The sequence below is a fragment of the Floridaenema flaviceps BLCC-F50 genome (genome assembly GCF_041929275.2).
Taxonomy (GTDB): Bacteria; Cyanobacteriota; Cyanobacteriia; order Cyanobacteriales; family Aerosakkonemataceae; genus Floridanema; species Floridanema flaviceps.
In genome coordinates this window covers 2,177,866-2,195,244 of the sequence record NZ_JBHFNR020000001.1, presented here as the reverse complement: position 1 = coordinate 2,195,244, position 17,379 = coordinate 2,177,866, and the positions used below count along the sequence as shown (strand labels likewise).

The following is a 17,379-nucleotide window of genomic DNA, read 5'->3' as shown; positions in this document are numbered from 1 at the left end:
AATGTTTATTAATGTTACTTTCCTTGGATAATGATGCGCGATGGTACAGGAATTTAATTAGGGGGTAAATGCCCTATTGAACTCCTGTGTCTAACACACTCTACAGTTAGATAAGATTTAGTGACTACCATAAATATGGGAGAGCCAACTTTTATCTGACAACCAAATTACTAAAATCATCTCTTCAAATTAAAGAGTTTTTCTTTTAACTGGTCTAATGGAACAGACGATTGATAATATTTATTGTAATAGCTCATTTGCTTCTTGATATCCTTTGAGCCATTAGCAATAATCCCCAAAACCCTAAGACCAGATAGCTTTATTTCTTCAATAGTCTTTGTAAATAGAGAAGCTTTTGTTTTATTCAGTCCAGCTACCATGATAATCCCATCTACTTTAGGGGCAAGTAATTTGACATCTGCTAGCTCAAATGGCGGCATATCGTAAATAATTAAGTCGTAGTTTTCTTCAAACCGGGACATTAAATTTTGCATCTTTTTGGAAGACAGGAGTTTAGTGGAATCGGGAGGTATCTGTCCAGAAGTTATAACAGAGAGGTTACTATCAAGGAAAGAGCTTTGCACAACCAAATCAAAATCCAAATTATCTGAAATAATTAATGTACTCAGACCAAAAGAGTTGTCTAACTCTAGTCTTTCATGAAGCTTAGGTAAGCGTAAATCCGCATCAACTAACAACACCCGTTGTCCTAATACAGCTGCTGCCTGTGCCAAATAAACTGATACGGTAGATTTACCTTCCCCAGGCATAGAAGAACTAATAATAACCGACCGAATATTATCATCCGGGCTTAGGAGTTGGATATTAGTATAAAACGAGCGAAATGCTTCCACAAAAGCAGATTTAGTATAATCTATCTCTTTCTTAGCTTCCGTCAGGTCATTGTTGTAAGGTATAACTCCCAAAACTGGCAGCTTGCTCAACGACTTGATTTGCTCGACGGAGCGGATCACATCAGTCAGTTTTTCGAGCAGCAACGCAATTCCCACACCAAGCAGTAGCCCCAGAACAGCGCCTAATATACCACTACGCTTGACATCAGCAGCAGAAGGAATTGGGTTTGTTGGAGGGGTAAGGATTTGCCAGGGAGTTTTCCGTTGTCCAGCATCAATGCGAAGGGCTTCCCGTTTGGTTAAAAACTGATCCAGGTTGTCTGTAGAGATTTTTAACTCTCTTTGAATATCAGTATACTCACGGGAAACTGCTGATAGTTGCTTGACTTTCTGAATCAAATCTTTTTCTGTCTGAGCTAAAAATTGATCCTGCGCTTCTAATTCGCGAATTTTCCCAGCTAGCTCTGTTTCTACTCGTTGCGCTTCTCTTTTTAACAACGGCAGTAGATTTTTTTCTTGATCTCGCAGCACTTGAATCTTCGGGTTGATCTCTTGAAACACAGAAGTATCTTTCGCTGCTTGCGCTTCTATATCTGATATCTGACTTAATAATTTCTGGTAATTTGCACTTCCACTTAATGCTGAGGAGGCTGCCGTACTATCTTTTTGCTGTGCTAACTCCTGGCTTAAGTTTTGGTGAGTTGTTCGCATTTCATTGAGTTTAACTTGGATATCAAATCGCTGTTGCCCAACCTTTGCTATCTGATCCGTCAGTTGTTTTCCCTGAGAGTCTGGATCGATCAGGTTGTACTGTTGTCGAAATTTCTGTAGCTGATCTTGAATCGTTGCAACTCGCTTTTGCAGTTGCGGCAGTTGAGCATCGACAAAGTGAATTCCCTGTTGTACGTCGGCTAGACGTTCTTCCAGGCTGTATTTTAAATAGGCTTCTGCAACTAGGTCTAATATTGCTTTAACTTTTTTCGGATCTTTGTCTTGGTAACTCACCGCCAAAATTTCACTTGCTGGATCGGGAGTCACAACCAGGTTACTGGCAATTTCATCGTAACCGATGTCGGGGTACTGAGATTCCAGTTTTTTGGCGATCGGGGACAAAACCGATGGACTCTTCAACACTTTCAGTTTGGTGGGATCGACTCCCTTGGCAGGCCCTTGCTGTCCTTCTTTATTGCTAAGAGTTTGTGGTACAGACGAAATCACCTGCGTTTCCACAGTCACTGGCTTAGTCAGAATCTCAAAACTTGCTTGATAGGTCGGTTTGGTATCACGCGCCTTAACCGAAGCGGCGACGGCAACAACTACAGCCATCCCAGCAATGATTAAAATCCTCCGACGCAGAGCATCCACAACCTGCCCGATATTTAATCCCCCTTCGTCATCCCCGTCCTTACCACCGGACTGGGAATAATAACTGGCTTGGGGCAACTTCTGAAAGCGACGATCGGGCACTGGAATTGCTATCTTGTGAAGCTGCTGTTCGTTCTCCATTTTGATTTACTCTCTGTGCGGTTGCTCTTTTGTAGTTACAGAAAAATTCTTGTCTTTTTATGGAGACGAGAATCTGGGTAAGCTCTTTAGTAAAGGTTGTACGGACGAACAAAATTTTAACCTTAATGCAAATTGATTTGCTCTTCAACCAGTTTACCAACTAAAGATTCTGAAGCTAGTTTAGCATTGGCAAAGATTCCGTGTTTAACCTTAGAATAACTACTTACTGCTCGGAAGCCCTGTCGCCACATAGTTTTTAGTTGTTTTCTCTAGATGGAACTCACGATTTATCAAGAAATTATCAAGGAAACACCTTATTTTATAAACTTACGGTTAAGAAATGAAATCATTATAGTATATTTACAGAGAAAATAGTAGCATGATACAAAATCAAAAGATTTCGCTTTGCAGTAACATCATTCGTTTTGTCAGACTTCATAAAATTATGATGAATTCTAAATTATTAAAAATCGCTCTTTGTACTACTTTGTTACTGAACACATTCTATACGTCTCCCGCTCTAGCAGGGGAAGGTGGCGGTGAAGGTGGCGGAAATGCACAAACACCTGTTCAAGTAATTGTACAAATTGTTGTAACGGCTGTTGTTCTAAAGGTGCTGGCCTACTTTGATTTACCGTGAGTTAGCCTCTCAACGCCTAGAGATTTAAACAGTCAAACAACGATCGCTTATACAAGGATGTTTTTATTAAGCTGGAGGATAAGTGGAAAGTTGTTTAATTTCTTTGCTCAAATTTTTGCTGGGTCTCGAATTTATGTTCTTGCCATCCTAACCCAATCATACTGGCAACGAAAAGAGTATAGCCCGGTTCTTCCAATTGGGAAAACACTAAGCCAAACACAAATACGGTTAGCATCAGGTACTTAGAAAGATCGATAACGCAGACATGGTGCCATACCAGAAATGCCATGTAGAAGTAAGTTCCCAGTCCTAAAATTCCCAAATCTCCCCAGATGCCAGCCCAACCAAACAAAGGGGAAAATAGGCTGGATTGGTCGCCTAACCAACTAGCGGATACAGCTCTCCAAACAGCTTTGCTAGCAGGGTGCATAGTTGCGCCCAAAGGTTGTAGTAAATTCCAGTAACTCTCCAACATCCAGCCGCCTAAACGTCCTACAGTATGCCCAGGGCCAAGACCCAGTAACCAATTGAGTGGAGATTCAAAGTAGGTAGGAACGATGCGAAATGTGGCAAATTTCAACCTTGTTGCTTCGCCATCAGGCCCGTAGAGTTCAGGTCTGATCCAAGTTGTAAAAGCCTTAAGAGCTTCAATATTGTAAATAGCCCAGTAGAAGACAGCTAGAAAGATAGCACCAAGAATTAGATAGGTCAAAGTCTTGCCAAGGTCTTTTACATTGATCAAGTAAAGAAGAACATATCCAATAATGAAGGAAAGTAAGACTTGTTTTGTATCTGAGATCACGATGTGGTTGAAACAAGCAAGAACGATCGCGATCCGAAACCAAAGTGGCTTAGTCTTCGCACTCACAAAATAATACACGGCAAAGGTCATGGCAACGGAACCACCGATGACATGACCTGCTCCCTGACCTATAAAAATTCCTTTGATATTGTCTTCCAAACCAATCAGCTTTTCCATGTGAAAAACATATTTCTGGACGTAGGCAAAGAGCATATTAATCATTGCAAATGCGAGAATATAATTTCGGAAGCGTTGAAATCCCTCCGCCGACATGGGCATACAAACAATGGTCAATATCAGAATGAAAGGTTCGGCTAACAGCAAAAAATCTAGGACAGCGTTGATTACTCCCGCATTATTTAGCAAAGCACTGGCGATCGTAACGGTCAAAAACAGAAATATCCCAATCAAAAGTTGCTGGGAAATCTCTATTTGTTTCCGATCTTTGCTACGGGATGTCGTTACCACTGACCAGCAGGCAAATGGTATTGCCGCAAAGTGCAAGAAGTTAATCGCAGAGGGAATTTTTAGTGCTGTTAGAACCCTGGGAAATAGGGCGGTAGCAATGCCAAAGAGTGTTAGATTTGAGTTAGTGACATACCCTTTTTGTTTTTTTTTTACTCTAGTGGATTCTAATGTTCTTGTCATCTAAAAACCTCTGTGAGTGTCGAAACCGAACTGATTTATCACGGAAGATAAACACGACAGGGAAAATAAATTGCTCGTCAATACTATCAATACTAGTCGATAGACTACTCTAGTTACCAAGGTAGCCAACGTAAAGGGGAATTTGTTTTCCACCAATATAGTTTGGCAGGCTGTTACGAAGTAGATTCCGAGTCACTCCGTTCCTTGTTTCCCGAACGTAGGTGGTGTATTCAAAATCCTCATCGTCTACAAATTGAATTTCTGCCATACTGATGGAAATCGAAGACTCATTATTAATGAACATCGGGTCTTCTTGTAAGCCATTGGGAGCAGTAGTTGTGGTGTAGGCGAACCCACCGAGTAACTCAGTTTTTCCACCTGCTCTCGTATCAATTAGTGTACCGCCCCGCTCGGTTTTTAGCCCGAAAATCCAAAGATTTCCGCCATTATTTATGATGTGAGTTCCTTGATTCTCTACGTTGAACTGGCGTGCCCAGATATTTTGCCTGTTGAATGTCCAGTTGGAAACAGGATTGGAGACAACATCTTCGAGAAATACATCCCCGGTACCTGTCATGTTACCCGACACATTTGAAGAGTGACGAATGACGATCGTCCGAGAAGAAGCATTCTCAAAGGTTGGATTTGCGAAGTAACCGCCCCAAAACCGCTCAAATACAACTACTGGGCTATTGCCTTCTACTAATCTGAAGCCGGGATAGGTTTGGTTGGATTGACTGCCAACAATTATACCTGCCTCAGTACCAATGACTCGGCGTACATTGTTGCGGACGAGAACTGTTCCCCGCAGGTCATAAGTTCCATTGGGGAAGTAAACTGTTGTTCTTCCCGAATCGATCGCTCTTTGAATCGCCGCTGTATCATCCTGTCCATCGTTAGGTATGGCTCCGAAAGAAACCACATTTGCCCAAGGAGTTGCGATCGGATCGTCCCAAGGCACATCAGGAGTTTCCTTGATTGGCAGATTCAGAGTTCGCTGTGGTGAAGTAAACAGACTTGTAACGCCACCGCCGACAAATTCCGTGATATTGGCTCCAGCCTGTGTCACATTGGCGTTGCGGAGAGCAGCTTGATAACCGGAAGTGGTTATGTTGCGAGCTAGTAAATCATTTTGGAAAACGCTTTCAATAGCTGGTCTGTTAGCTGCGCCAGTAGTACCAGTTAAGGAGGAATCAATCAAAGTCATTCTTCCTCCGGCATTATAAACCCCAGTCACGGAATTTGTACTGTTTAATCCCCGGATATTCACCACTTGACCCCCGTTGAGAAAGCCGTACACACTTTGGTTCCGCAGGGTGATATTTTCAAAGGTCATGCTGTTGACGTTGAAGCCAGTGCGAACGCCGTATTGGAATCCATCAACAGTTACGTTCTTAACCAACAACGGACCGATTTCATCGGTAAAATTCATATCCAAGCCATTAATCCCCTGTCGATCTCCCGATCGAATCGTGACTTCGCGCAGGGTTCCTTGATTGCTGGCGTTGAACTGAATGCCGATCGCACCAGCATTTCCCACTCCCGTATCCAGTGTCAAATTGCGAATCGAGTTACGAAATCTTTGAGCAGGGCTAGGTCCGGTGAAAATTACTGATTTTGGTGCGCCAGCGTTTGTATATCCAGGGGCATTATCCCTTAATTTGACGATCGTCCCCTGCTGGCTTTGCCCTTGGAGAATAATATTCTTGTAATCATCTCCCCTACCCGGAGTGCCTGCCGCCCAACTTAAGGTATTGGAAACCAGATAAGTTCCGTTTGGCAAATAAATAATTCTCCCACCATTGGGATAGGCATTCAGCGCCGCTTGAATCGCTGCTGTATCATCTGTAACTCCATCTCCCTTGGCACCAAACTGAGTTTTGACATTTATTACTCCAGCATCGGCAGGAAAGACTATATTTTCACTATTCCCGGTGCTTGGTGGTGGATTTGTGGTTGGTGGTGCTGGCACATTCACCAGGAGACTGCCCAACGTGGATGCAGGCACAAAATTGTTACTGGTATCACTGACTTGGTTGGGTTGTAAGGCAAAAGTGTAAGTGCCGTTGTCGTCGATCGTCCAAGTACCCCCAGGAGCATTGATTCTATAGGTCGCCGTGCGCGGTGTGCCATTGGTATTGTTGTTCACGCTCACCAAAGCAGCCGGCTGATTAAAGCCATTGGGACCCGTTACTAAAATATCTCCTCCGTCGAATGTGGCTACATTCATTGCTGTATTGTCCGAATATGTGACACTAAATTGGTATGTTGTACCACCCTCAGTCAAGATATCTGGGGCTGTCAGACTGGCGGTTGGTGAGGTGGTATCTGCTACGGGAGTAGAACCACCCAAGGGAGTGGAATATAACTGACTCTGGGGAATCACTTGCTTAAGTATAGAAGGCCCCGACCACAGCAGTCGGGCAACTGCCGAACCATATTCCTCAAAGTATTCCAGTCGGATGTTGTACTTCTGACCACCAGTAAGGTTAACTGTGCCACTTCTCTCCCTGACTGCTGCCCAGTCTTCCCAGTCGTTGATTAGTTGTTGTCCATTTACCCACAGCCTGACTCCATCATCTGCTGAAACGAAAAATGTATAGCTACCAGTAGTTGTAGCTTCTACCTGTCCCGTCCAGCGGACTGAAAAGGTATCGGAACCGATCGCTGGATTGGGTGAACCTGTACCCCAATTAAAATCCACAATACTATCTGTGCGAGTAAGTTTGAGATTAGTCAGATTCTCATTATCAAAGTACTCGCCAAGCAAGCCATTACCCAGAGTCATTGTAGTAAAAAAAATAGTAAAGATCCCAATAGATATCAAAGAAAACAAGTAAATGGTTTTCTTTAACAATCTATCCCATCCATTATTAAAACACATCTTTACAAGAAATATTGGCGATAGAGTTAATTTATTCTATTAATAAATAGAATGCAAATAATATATTAATTTCTATAAAGCTTTTTACATATAAGCATTTTAAAAATTGCAAATATTAAATTATCCAGGCAATTGCCTGAAAATAATAATTATTTAATATATAGGATTGACAACAATGAAACAGTCAAATGATGCCAAAAAAAAGGCAGATTTATTTTAAGTTATTATCAAGATATAGACAAGGTAACAGGATTAGTTTTGAGTTAAATTACTTTTCCAATTCAAAACTTAAAAATCAAAACTTTTCACTGTTCCTTGTTCCTTTTGCTCACTAGAATGTGCGGCGATCTTGTCGCTCCCCTAGAAATGCTCTTGGCTCAAAAACTATCGATTAGTAATTTTTATCAAACAGCAACCAGAGATTTTTTGCCGATCGCAGATTCATAAATTTCCATTAGTCGCTTGTAATTGTCGGCTGCTGTATATTTGGCTTCAAATTCAGCACGAACTTCTTGGCGCATTTGGCTATTGGTTTTCGGGTTAGCCAATAGCCAATTGATTTGTGCTGCTAAGTCGGTAGGATCGCTAGGATTGAAAAGTAATCCAGTGCGTTGGTGATCGATGAGTTCCGTAATTGCCCCGATTTTTGAGGCGACGACGGGTGTACCTTTGGCAAAGGATTCGATCGCCACCCGTCCAAATGTTTCATACCACTCGGAAGGAAACACAAAAAACGCTGCGTTCCCCATGACTTCATAAACTTCTTCCAGGGGAATCCGTCCCAACCACTCAATCTCTGGCATTTCTTTCATTGCTTCCGTGACTAATCCTCTCATTGGGCCATCACCCACGATTTTGAGTGGAACTTTACCTCCTAGTTGTCTCCAGGCATCAAGCATTACCCCTAGCCCTTTTTCCACTGATAACCTTCCGACAAACACTCCGTAGCCGCCTTTCCCTTCCCCTGGTTGAGGTGCTGGATGGAGAAAATTAGTCTTGAATGCCAGTTTTTCTGCGGGTATTCCTCCCTCGACGAACTTATTCATGGCAAACTTACTGTAAGCAATAAATACATCCACGACCTGAGTCCACGTACCCAAAAGGGAGTGAATGGTCATTGTGGTTGCCACCATTGCGCTATTATAATTACTACCCCGATAACATCCGTTAATCACTCCGGGTAGGGGGAACGGTTTCCCTAAGCAATCTTCACATACCTTTCCTTCACGGAAAAATAGGGCATTAGGACAAAGTAATCGGTAGTTGTGTAAAGTTTTCACTACTGGGATGCCTTCATCCTTGACAGCATGGTAGGCAGCGGGAGAAATTAGCGGGAAGGTGTTGTGAAAGTGAGCAATTTGGGGTTTTTGGTCACGGATGAGCGATCGCAGATCTTGGTAAGCCTTGCTGTTCCACACTGTATTTTTTGCTAACAGCAATGGATTCATCCCTTCGATGTCATCATTATCTAATGTATAGCGCAGCACTTCATGGCCGTAAGATTCCAATAATGCACTCTCCGTAGACCAGATTTGCTCCTCGCCCCCTGGTTGTTGATAGTAATTATGAACTGTTAGGATTCGCATTCGTTTGGCTACCTCGATCAGCTAGTGAAAATGAATACAGTAAGGATAATTGAATGGTCAATTAGCAATCTAACTGAATTATCTTAAGGATTTTCTTATAGGTATAGAAAAATGGATGACCTGACTTTGAGATAATCAAGCTAAAGTACAGTCCACTTTTCGCCCCGATAATCATGCCAGCACCGCTTTTCGTGTTCCGTGACCTCGAAAAACTTAGAGCAACTCCCGTTAGAACATCACCCCGAAAGATGCTGATAAACTGCTGCTTTGATTTTAATGGTAATTGGCAAGCCGTTACTACAATTTTGCAAATACTTTAAAGAATTACTGGCTAAGTTTGCAAATACTTTAAAAAGTTCTGCTCAGGGGTTACGTAGAAATTCTCAGATTCAGATTTTTCCAAGTCATCCCTAACCAATTATCAACTATATGGATTGAGACTTCAGGTAATGAAATGTTTCCTGTTCTGAAGCCACCCCAGCCCTAAAGGGTCGGGGGTTCAAAATGCAATGATGCCTCTACTTGGCTCTCCCAAATTGGTACAACATCCAAGTTCTTAGCATCGACATTCCGAACTTTTGCTGCGACTGGTTCTGACTCTGGAAATCTCCCAAAGGAAGAAGGAACTCGTCCTTCTAATCGCAAGTTATTTTCTGTGGTCGCCTGTCTCCAAGCCGCATACAGGATCGGTTCCGAACCCAACCAAGCATTTTGTGCTTGATTCGCTTGAAGCATTTCTTTTTCATCAACAAATTTGGCAAGAAAAGCCGAATATAAATCTCGTTGACAATAGATTCCGCAATCACATTGATGGATTCTGTCAGAGAGATTTTTCTTTTTTACGCTTCCGCATTGATGACAAGTTTGCGACAATTTAGTGGTTTTAGTGGAGAATTCTATCACATTAACGTCAGCACTTCCAGCCTTACGCTTTAAATGCGAAACAAATTCCCCTGGCGCACGCTTTCCTACAGATTTTCCATAATTCTTTTGGAATGATTTGTAGGAAAGCTTTTCTAACTTAATATTATTACCAAGACTCAAGATCTCGTTAACCAACTTCCCGTGTAGAGACTTTCTGTGGGCAGCTAATTTCCGTTCCAGATTAGCTTTAGCTATCCTAATTTTCTGATAACTACGGGAATTATTCCAAGTCTTACAACTTTTTTTAATTGTCCCTTTCTTCTTCTGCCCCCTTTTGTTAACAAAGTCAGGGTTGTAGTTATTTGGATTATTCGCTCTTCTAGACCGCTCCATTTTTCTTTGTAGTTGACGAATCTTATTTGAACCCAACTTTAACTCTGATGCAAATAATGTTAGTTTTGCAGATTTCTCGCCAACAATAGCAATGGTGGACGGCCCAATATCCAACCCAACAGTCCCTTGACCAATTTGGTTTTTGGGTTTTTGAAAAGATTTACCTTCACAAACCAATTGAGCGTAATAGAAGGTTTTACCATTAATCCGCCGACGTACTAACCTGACATATTTAACTCGACTCCTTAACCCATGAGTTATCACTGGGTCATAAGTTGTTAGATATGGCTTTAGCTGAAGATTACCCCAAACTAAAGTCTCGTTAACCCATCTAATCCCAGTTTTATTTGTCTTACCTTCCAAGGAATCCAGTTGGTTTTTACCCTTGAATCGAACTTTCTTGGCTTGGACAAAAGCTACCTTCTCCGAAGCATTAAAAGCGCGAGTCGCTAATTTTTGAGCGGTGTTCGAGTCAATATGTTTTTCAATCCAAGAATTACGAATAGTTGTGCAATAAGAATGCAGGTCGTATTCGCTATAACCGTAAGCTTGATTTACTTCTTTAAAAGCTGCTGTTCTTGCCTTACCTTTTTTGAGCGCTCTTGCTTCTTGGTATTTCTTGGATTGCTTAACCAACTTTTGTCGGCGCATTGCCTCACCTAAGCAGGCATTGTAAAGTTGCCTACCTGCTTCAAATCTAGACAACAAAACCCCAGCATCTTTGTTGGATACCACCAGGGGCATCTCAACAATAAATGATGGAGTTTTGGTGCGATTTTGGCGAGGCATTGACTTACTAATTAACTGATGTCACTATTATATGGAAAGCAAGTGTATATTAGCAATGCCAAATCAGTTTAAATCAAATAACAATATCTTATATGCTTGTCAATATCACATTGTCTGGTGTCCCAAGTATCGGCGCAAAGTACTAGTCAATGGTGTTGATACTAGACTCAAAGAAATCATTCAACAAGTAGCTCAAGAGAAGAAGTGCGAGATTATTGAACTTGAGATTATGCCAGATCATGTTCATTTATTGATTGGTATTGACCCGCAATTTGGTGTTCAACAAGTTATTAAAATCATGAAAGGTAGGTCATCTCGCTATTTGAGGCAAGAGTTTCCCTGGCTCAAAAGTAGATTACCTACCTTGTGGACTAATTCTTATTTTGTGGCTACTGTTGGCGGTGCGCCATTGGATGTGGTTAAGAAATATATTGAGAACCAAAAATGGAAGCCAGGAACTTGACTGCGGTTAAAACCGCGGGCGTGCGCTTCCTCCCCATGTCTCAAGCCAGGGGCTTCCGCGCACGTTTTCTGGTGATTTGGAGGGCAAATGCGATCGCCAAAAGCGCGATCGCTCCTGCTGATATCGAATACCCAAATGTTTGCTACAGATAACTGATGGGGAGGCGGGGAGGTGGGGAGGCGGGGGGATAGGGGGATGGGGAGAGAGATCTGTAGCATTATTTTTTGTATTCGATATGACAAGTGGCAAATATTTATATACTTTTAATAATATCCTTTTTCAGTAGCGATAAATCAGTCTTAGGGAGAGTGGAGTGAAATATCTTTTTCTATCTTGGGAATAAGTTCAAAAAATAACAATAGTGATATATCTAAGCTATAGAGTTTAAACTTGTGGAAGGCTGGATTTTATGCGATCGCGCTCTATCTGGAAGCTTGTTCTGTTGATCTCTACAACAACTGCTTGTAGCGTCCAGCCTTCTACTGAAAGCCTGACAAAAGAATTAAAAACTGTGACATCTTGGACAGAAACCGCCCACTTAGTTGGCGACTTCTGGCTACAGGGTAATGTACCTAATGCTTACGCTAAACAAACGCTTCAAACTACTGAGGAAAAACTGCAAAAAGAGATCGAAAAATTAGCGAAAGTTACGCCGGAACCAAACCGGAACGAGGTTTTAAATAGCGTACAACAGATGCAACGAACTGTGGGAGAAATGGGAACAGCTGTCGTGCAAAAAGATCGCGATACTTTGAGTAAAAAAATGCAACAATTGTCCGCTCAAGAACAAGCGATTAATACTTTGATTAAAAGACTGGGTGGGGAATCATGAAAATCCAAAAAGTTCTGCAAGTGGCGTTAGGAATCCTCACAAGTATTGGAGGTTTTTTAGATGTTGGTGCGATCGCAACTGCGGCGGAGGCTGGCTCATCCTTTCGGTTTCAATTAATTTGGGCAATTGTGTTAGGTACAATTTGCGTCATTGCTTTAGTAGAAATGTCTGGACGTTTAGCAGCTGTGAGCAAACATACCCTGGTAGATGCAGTACGCGAACGTCTGGGTTTTCGTTTTTTACTCATCCCTTTAGTTGCAGAAATTATTGTTGATTTTCTAGTATTAGCCGCAGAAATTGGCGGCGTTTGTATTGCTCTGCAATTAGTCACAGGTATTAGTTTTCAATGGTGGGCTTTACCCGTTACTTTGGCAATTTGGTTGCTGCTTTGGAAAGGCAATTTTGAGATAATTGAAAATGGAGTTTCTTCACTAGGGTTAATTACACTCGTCTTTGTTTTTGCAACGATTAAATTGCACCCGAATCTGACGGAATTGGGTTCGGGTTTATTACCAACTTTACCTAAACAAGACATTGCTCATTACTTATTCATTGCCGTCAGTATTTTAGGTGCAATTATTAGTCCCTATCTGTTTTATTTTTATTCATCTGGTGCGGTTGAAAGTGAATGGAATGAGGAAGATATTGGAATTAATCGTGTGATTTCAGCTGTAGGAATGGCTTTTGGTAGTATTGTATCTCTTGGGGTGTTAGTTGTAGCAGCTTTAGTGTTGAATCCTAAAGGAATTCAAGTAGATAGTTACGAACAAGCGGCTTTAGTTTTAACTCAACCTTTTGGTTATTGGGGTTTTATATTATTTGCTGCTTCATTAGGAATTGCTTGCTTTGGGGCGGCGTTGGAAATTAGCCTTGATACGGCTTATATTGTGGCGCAAACTTTTGGTTGGAATTGGGGAGAAAATCTCAATCCTAAACAAGCTTCTCGCTTCAGTATGGTTTACTCTGTTTTTGTGTTTCTCGCGTCACTTTTAATGGTTGTTGGGATCGATCCTTTACAATTAACTCTGTTTTCTATGGCACTTACGGCAGTAATTTTACCATTGGTTGTTTTGCCGTTTTTGATTTTGTTAAATGATGAATCTTATGTTGGTTCCCATCGCAACGGATGGTTTAATAATAGTATTGTGGTTTTCATTATTGGATTGACTTTTGTATTGGCGATCTCTGCGATTCCTTTAGAGATTTGGGGAGGATGAGATGGAAGTTTTTCGCGATGTGCTTGATAATCAATTGGTCGATCGCCATCAGCAAAAAATGGGCAGAGTCGATGGCATTATTGCTGAATTACGTGATGGACAACCCCCACGTTTAGCCTATATTGAAGTAGGTTTACCGACACTAGGAAGACGAATTCATCCTCAATTAGAACGGTTAATTGTAACGATTCAGAGTAAATGGGGCGCGAGACTGAAAAAACCTTTTCGGATTCCTTTTTCGCAAGTACTGGATGTGGGAATTGATGTAGATGTTGATGTAGATGTGGAACAAACGCCTGCGATCGCCTACGAAAAATGGTTAAAAGATAAAGTTATTGTCAAAATTCCCGGAGAAAAGTAATGACAACTCGCGAACTTAATTTGGAATTACTATTAGGTAAATCAGTATTGGATTCAGGAGGTAAACCGATTGGGCGAATAGAGGAAATTCGAGCAGAAAAGCAGGGCGATGAATGGATAATTGAGGAATATTTAGTTGGTTCTACAGCAATTTTAGAACGTTTATCTGCTTGGAAATTAGGTTTGGCAATTTTAAAGTTAATGGGAGCGAGAAAAATTCATGGTGGATATAGAATTCCTTGGGATAAACTAGATTTAACAAATCCCGATCGACCCCGTTTGCATTGTTCCTTGTCTGAGTTAAAAGAAATTAATCAACAATTAGAATCGATAGCAAAACCCAAAGAGTCCAATCAAAAAAGTTAGTTTATAGCAATGCTTTCAAAACGGGAAGAAAAGTTCCAGGCTGAAATTACCGGAAGATTGCCAGGATATCTAGCAATATTCAACTTTGCTGATGCGAAACGCCGGAACAGTCACTTAGGGCATCAAAAAGTAGACGAAGAGATAGCAGAATTTACTAAATTACTCGATCGAGCAGTAGGAAATACTGGCTCATACTAAATCCGGGTTAAAAACCCCCTTTATAATAAACCGCTCCAGACACAGAGAACGCAGAGGAAAGAGGGAGAAGATATCGGGGGTAACTAACCAGGATTTGGTATCAAGTAAAAAAGAGCTATTTATTTATCTATGTCACTGGAAAAAGTTGATATGTTTAAAAACTGCTGTTTGGCGGGTTTAGTCCAAAGTTTAAGATGGAGATTTTCCCACTCCGTTTCTAGCCAATTATCAACAAGATTGATTGAGACTTCAGAAGATAAAATTTTTTCAGTTGTTACTTTGAGGGCAAATGCGATCGCACCTTGGCTCAGATGAGAAAGATCCAATACTTGTTTCTTCCCAGCCCAAAGCAACAGATCCAGATAAAAACATTGTGAATCCTGATGAATTTCCCATTTACCTGTTGATTCGCCAAATTGTGCGTATGGAATTCGGATCTGAATACTTAAATCATCAAAACAGAGACACAAAGATGAGTCCAGGGTAGCTAATGATGAAAGCTGAGTTCTGAGACTATTCATATCAATAGAACCTCCAAACTCAAAACGCAACCGTAAATCTTTGAGCAGCAGTGTAGAGTTAGATTTCGTGTTTTGGCTGAGGTAAGGATTGATCGGGTTAATATCAGTAGCAAAAGAAACACCACAGAGAACATTGCCCTGATTTTGAACACTAAAAAATTGTGCGGCTGCGTAATCCACGTTGTTGTATAAACAGCGTAATCTTAAGTAACTTGGCTTTTTATGTGTCCCCCAATAGACAAGTAAAGGTCGTCGCTGGTGCCAAAAGTCACTGTAATTGACACTTCCCAAGGCAAAAGACGGAGCAAGATAAGTGGTGAGAACTTGTTTGGGTGATTTCTCAGAAAGGGTTTGAGTTACAGTGCGAGGGTGATTTAATTGCAGAAATAGTGTTTCTAAATCATCTGGGCAAGGTAAGGAGAGGCGATGCTCATCTAGGGTAGGGTACTTTTCCACAATGCCAAAATTTATCTGTTCTGAAGTAGAGCGTTCTATTAATGCTAATACTTCCTTTTTGAGTAATGTACTGTAGCTTCTGCTATGGGGACCTGCCCATTGCCGAGTAGGTGGATGAAAATGAGTTGCAATTTCCCTCCAACTCAAACGATAGAGCACTTCAAGCAGTTCTCCTATTTTGGCATTGTTGACATTTTTGGCATATAGCCTCAGACGACCTAAAATTTCTAAGGCAATGATGGTATAATCTGGGCTATTGTATTCAGGAAAACCACCCTGTTCTAGGATATATTGACAGAATTGCTCAAGACGATTTATCCCATAATTGTACAAATAATTTATTTTGTAGATTTGTCCTGTAAGCAACGTTACATAAATGCCCATAATGGCAATGTTTGTGTATTCAAGAGGAATATTGCGCTGTTTAATGTTATACGCAGCACACAGGATAGCCTCGTCAATTTTGGCTATGAGGTTGGGAGATAAGCGATCGCGATGATTAAGCGCAACTTGTAGCAGTTGTGTAGCTAAAAATTCGCGCCAGTTTGGATCGGGCTGAACTATCTTAAAAGGTTTTTCTTCTAAATATTTGGGCCAAAGTCCGTAGGTCTGGCTGCGCGAATCTTTGTCTTGGAGAGTTAAGATTGTCTGTATTATTTCTACACCTCGCTGACACATCTTGGGATCGTTTGTGTCCAGCAAGGCTACTGCATAGTAGAGTGATTCACGGGTTGGATGAACAGGAATGCCTTGAAGAAATTTAAAGAATCCGATCGACCGAAATGGAACTCTTAGCATTTTTGCTATTCGATCGTACTTTTGATGTAAAGGTGCCAATGCTTGCTCAAGCCGATCCATCTTTTGAGAGGGTAGAATGTGCATAGATTAGACTCTTAAATGAAATAAAAACATCTCTATTTACGTAAGCGAAAATCAACAAACTGCTTAATGGTCAATCGCAACCATGCAGCAACCTGTTTTAACGCAACAGGTTCCCCAAAAAATATGCACAGCAACTTTTATCCCAGAAAAAAAGTCTTGTGGAACAGAGGTTGATAATTATGTATGCAATACCAAGATGCCATCAAGAATGACAGCATGGTAAGCAGCCAGGTAAATTAACGAGAAGCTGTTTTGTAAGTTTTTTATTGAAGAATTAGCAATCTCCAATCTCGCTCAATATTGCTGTTCTACACCCTGTTTTTTGCTAACAGCAGCAGATTTATTCGTGCGATTTCATCATTAACTAATATTATAACACAGCATTTAAGTAACATCAGGAAATGACCCTTAATTTACTACTCAGGAGATAGAAAATAACCCTTTTGTATGCCTTTAGATCTATGAAAAATCTGTTTAATGTTATGTACAACACATAGGATAGCTGTTGTATGGCAAATACTTGCTCAAGGCGATCGATCTTTTGAGATGGTAGAAGGTACATAGACAAGACTCTATTTAAGTAATCGGTGAAACTAATGGTCAATCGTAACTATATAGGAACCTGTTTTATGACAACTGTTTTGCCAAAAAATACGCACACAAAAATCAATATTTCCCAAAAAAACAGTGCTTTGGGATAGAGGGCAATTATGTCTGCAATACCAAGTATGCTCTCAAATTTGGGTCAACGTTACTATTTCACACCCTATTCATTGTTAACCGAAGCAGATTTACCCTTGGGTTTGTTTCGTTACTTAAGACTATATCATATTACTTAAGTACATACGTATTTAAATTGGGGGTTTAGAAGCCTAAGTAATCGGACATAAATAATGTTAACTCTCTTAAGTTTTATAAAGATGCTTAATCAGCCTACTGTCGGGGCTTGCGTAAATTTTACAAAACTTAACACAGTCTTGTTTACTTTTGTCCCCCTGGTTTTAGGGACTGGGCACTAGGGACTAGGGACTGGGAACCCTTGATAAATAAGCACTTCCTTAATTAATCAGGTTTACTTATCACCATAAGTATGGGAGAGCCGTCCGAGTTAAAGGAAA

General features: G+C 41.0%; 15 protein-coding genes. 9 read left to right on the top strand and 6 right to left on the bottom strand.

The window, feature by feature from the left end:
* Nucleotides 1-176: 176 nt before the first annotated feature.
* Nucleotides 177-2,360, bottom strand: coding sequence for a GumC family protein (locus tag ACE1CI_RS10500; RefSeq protein ID WP_413264072.1), 2,184 nt, complete (start codon nucleotides 2,358-2,360; stop codon nucleotides 177-179).
* Between the two features lie 379 nt (nucleotides 2,361-2,739).
* On the opposite strand from ACE1CI_RS10500, the gene ACE1CI_RS10495 reads away from it, so the two are divergent.
* Nucleotides 2,740-3,000 (top strand): hypothetical protein, encoded by a 261-nt coding sequence (locus tag ACE1CI_RS10495; RefSeq protein WP_413264071.1) that lies wholly within the window; start codon nucleotides 2,740-2,742, stop codon nucleotides 2,998-3,000.
* 94 nt (nucleotides 3,001-3,094) lie between these two features.
* Here the strand turns inward: ACE1CI_RS10495 and ACE1CI_RS10490 are convergent, their stop codons facing one another.
* The 4 genes from ACE1CI_RS10490 to ACE1CI_RS10475 form a co-directional block, all read right to left on the bottom strand.
* On the bottom strand, nucleotides 3,095-4,450 hold the full coding sequence (locus ACE1CI_RS10490; RefSeq protein WP_413264070.1) for a hypothetical protein: 1,356 nt from the start codon (nucleotides 4,448-4,450) through the stop codon (nucleotides 3,095-3,097).
* Between the two features lie 109 nt (nucleotides 4,451-4,559).
* Nucleotides 4,560-7,238, bottom strand: a complete 2,679-nt coding sequence (locus ACE1CI_RS10485; RefSeq protein ID WP_413264069.1) for a PA14 domain-containing protein — start codon at nucleotides 7,236-7,238, stop codon at nucleotides 4,560-4,562.
* A 500-nt stretch (nucleotides 7,239-7,738) separates the two neighbouring features.
* A complete protein-coding gene (locus tag ACE1CI_RS10480) occupies nucleotides 7,739-8,920 on the bottom strand; it encodes a glycosyltransferase (RefSeq protein WP_496615389.1) in 1,182 nt (393 codons plus the stop codon).
* A gap of 483 nt (nucleotides 8,921-9,403) precedes the next feature.
* Nucleotides 9,404-10,966 (bottom strand): zinc ribbon domain-containing protein, encoded by a 1,563-nt coding sequence (locus ACE1CI_RS10475; protein ID WP_413264067.1) that lies wholly within the window; start codon nucleotides 10,964-10,966, stop codon nucleotides 9,404-9,406.
* Nucleotides 10,967-11,021: 55 nt separating this feature from the next.
* Between ACE1CI_RS10475 and tnpA the strand changes: the two genes are divergently transcribed.
* The 7 genes from tnpA (at nucleotide 11,022) to ACE1CI_RS10440 (ending at nucleotide 14,402) form a co-directional block, all read left to right on the top strand.
* Nucleotides 11,022-11,429, top strand: a complete 408-nt coding sequence (gene tnpA / locus ACE1CI_RS10470; RefSeq protein ID WP_413264066.1) for an IS200/IS605 family transposase — start codon at nucleotides 11,022-11,024, stop codon at nucleotides 11,427-11,429.
* Nucleotides 11,411-11,581, top strand: coding sequence for a hypothetical protein (locus tag ACE1CI_RS10465; protein ID WP_496615388.1), 171 nt, complete (start codon nucleotides 11,411-11,413; stop codon nucleotides 11,579-11,581). Before tnpA ends, ACE1CI_RS10465 begins: the two co-directional genes overlap by 19 nt.
* Before the next feature lie 359 nt (nucleotides 11,582-11,940).
* Nucleotides 11,941-12,261, top strand: a complete 321-nt coding sequence (locus ACE1CI_RS10460; RefSeq protein WP_496615387.1) for a hypothetical protein — start codon at nucleotides 11,941-11,943, stop codon at nucleotides 12,259-12,261.
* A 2-nt stretch (nucleotides 12,262-12,263) separates the two neighbouring features.
* Nucleotides 12,264-13,478: an NRAMP family divalent metal transporter gene (locus tag ACE1CI_RS10455; protein WP_459564045.1), complete on the top strand. Its 1,215-nt coding sequence runs from the start codon at nucleotides 12,264-12,266 to the stop codon at nucleotides 13,476-13,478.
* A gap of 1 nt (nucleotide 13,479) precedes the next feature.
* Nucleotides 13,480-13,839 carry a hypothetical protein gene (locus ACE1CI_RS10450; protein WP_413264063.1) on the top strand — a complete coding sequence of 120 codons (360 nt, stop codon included), beginning with the start codon at nucleotides 13,480-13,482 and terminating at the stop codon, nucleotides 13,837-13,839.
* Nucleotides 13,839-14,204, top strand: a complete 366-nt coding sequence (locus ACE1CI_RS10445; protein ID WP_413264062.1) for a hypothetical protein — start codon at nucleotides 13,839-13,841, stop codon at nucleotides 14,202-14,204. Before ACE1CI_RS10450 ends, ACE1CI_RS10445 begins: the two co-directional genes overlap by 1 nt.
* Before the next feature lie 9 nt (nucleotides 14,205-14,213).
* A complete protein-coding gene (locus tag ACE1CI_RS10440; RefSeq protein WP_413264061.1) occupies nucleotides 14,214-14,402 on the top strand; it encodes a hypothetical protein in 189 nt (62 codons plus the stop codon).
* A gap of 119 nt (nucleotides 14,403-14,521) precedes the next feature.
* Here ACE1CI_RS10440 and ACE1CI_RS10435 read toward each other — a convergent pair whose 3' ends face one another.
* Nucleotides 14,522-16,261 (bottom strand): DUF8769 domain-containing protein, encoded by a 1,740-nt coding sequence (locus ACE1CI_RS10435; RefSeq protein WP_413264060.1) that lies wholly within the window; start codon nucleotides 16,259-16,261, stop codon nucleotides 14,522-14,524.
* Nucleotides 16,262-16,971: 710 nt separating this feature from the next.
* Here ACE1CI_RS10435 and ACE1CI_RS10430 point away from each other — a divergent pair.
* A complete protein-coding gene (locus ACE1CI_RS10430) occupies nucleotides 16,972-17,100 on the top strand; it encodes a hypothetical protein (RefSeq protein ID WP_413264059.1) in 129 nt (42 codons plus the stop codon).
* Nucleotides 17,101-17,379 lie beyond the last annotated feature (279 nt).

What these genes read in the sequence shown, in the direction of transcription:
- ACE1CI_RS10500 (WP_413264072.1), bottom strand. Translation starts at nt 2,360, where the DNA reads ATGGAGAACGAACAGCAGCTTCACAAGATAGCAATTCCAGTGCCCGAT.
- ACE1CI_RS10495 (WP_413264071.1), top strand. Translation starts at nt 2,740, where the DNA reads ATGATACAAAATCAAAAGATTTCGCTTTGCAGTAACATCATTCGTTTT.
- ACE1CI_RS10490 (WP_413264070.1), bottom strand. Translation starts at nt 4,450, where the DNA reads ATGACAAGAACATTAGAATCCACTAGAGTAAAAAAAAAACAAAAAGGG.
- ACE1CI_RS10485 (WP_413264069.1), bottom strand. Translation starts at nt 7,238, where the DNA reads ATGACTCTGGGTAATGGCTTGCTTGGCGAGTACTTTGATAATGAGAAT.
- ACE1CI_RS10480 (WP_496615389.1), bottom strand. Translation starts at nt 8,920, where the DNA reads ATGCGAATCCTAACAGTTCATAATTACTATCAACAACCAGGGGGCGAG.
- ACE1CI_RS10475 (WP_413264067.1), bottom strand. Translation starts at nt 10,966, where the DNA reads ATGCCTCGCCAAAATCGCACCAAAACTCCATCATTTATTGTTGAGATG.
- tnpA (WP_413264066.1), top strand. Translation starts at nt 11,022, where the DNA reads ATGCCAAATCAGTTTAAATCAAATAACAATATCTTATATGCTTGTCAA.
- ACE1CI_RS10465 (WP_496615388.1), top strand. Translation starts at nt 11,411, where the DNA reads ATGGAAGCCAGGAACTTGACTGCGGTTAAAACCGCGGGCGTGCGCTTC.
- ACE1CI_RS10450 (WP_413264063.1), top strand. Translation starts at nt 13,480, where the DNA reads ATGGAAGTTTTTCGCGATGTGCTTGATAATCAATTGGTCGATCGCCAT.
- ACE1CI_RS10445 (WP_413264062.1), top strand. Translation starts at nt 13,839, where the DNA reads ATGACAACTCGCGAACTTAATTTGGAATTACTATTAGGTAAATCAGTA.
- ACE1CI_RS10440 (WP_413264061.1), top strand. Translation starts at nt 14,214, where the DNA reads ATGCTTTCAAAACGGGAAGAAAAGTTCCAGGCTGAAATTACCGGAAGA.
- ACE1CI_RS10435 (WP_413264060.1), bottom strand. Translation starts at nt 16,261, where the DNA reads ATGCACATTCTACCCTCTCAAAAGATGGATCGGCTTGAGCAAGCATTG.
- ACE1CI_RS10430 (WP_413264059.1), top strand. Translation starts at nt 16,972, where the DNA reads ATGTCTGCAATACCAAGTATGCTCTCAAATTTGGGTCAACGTTACTAT.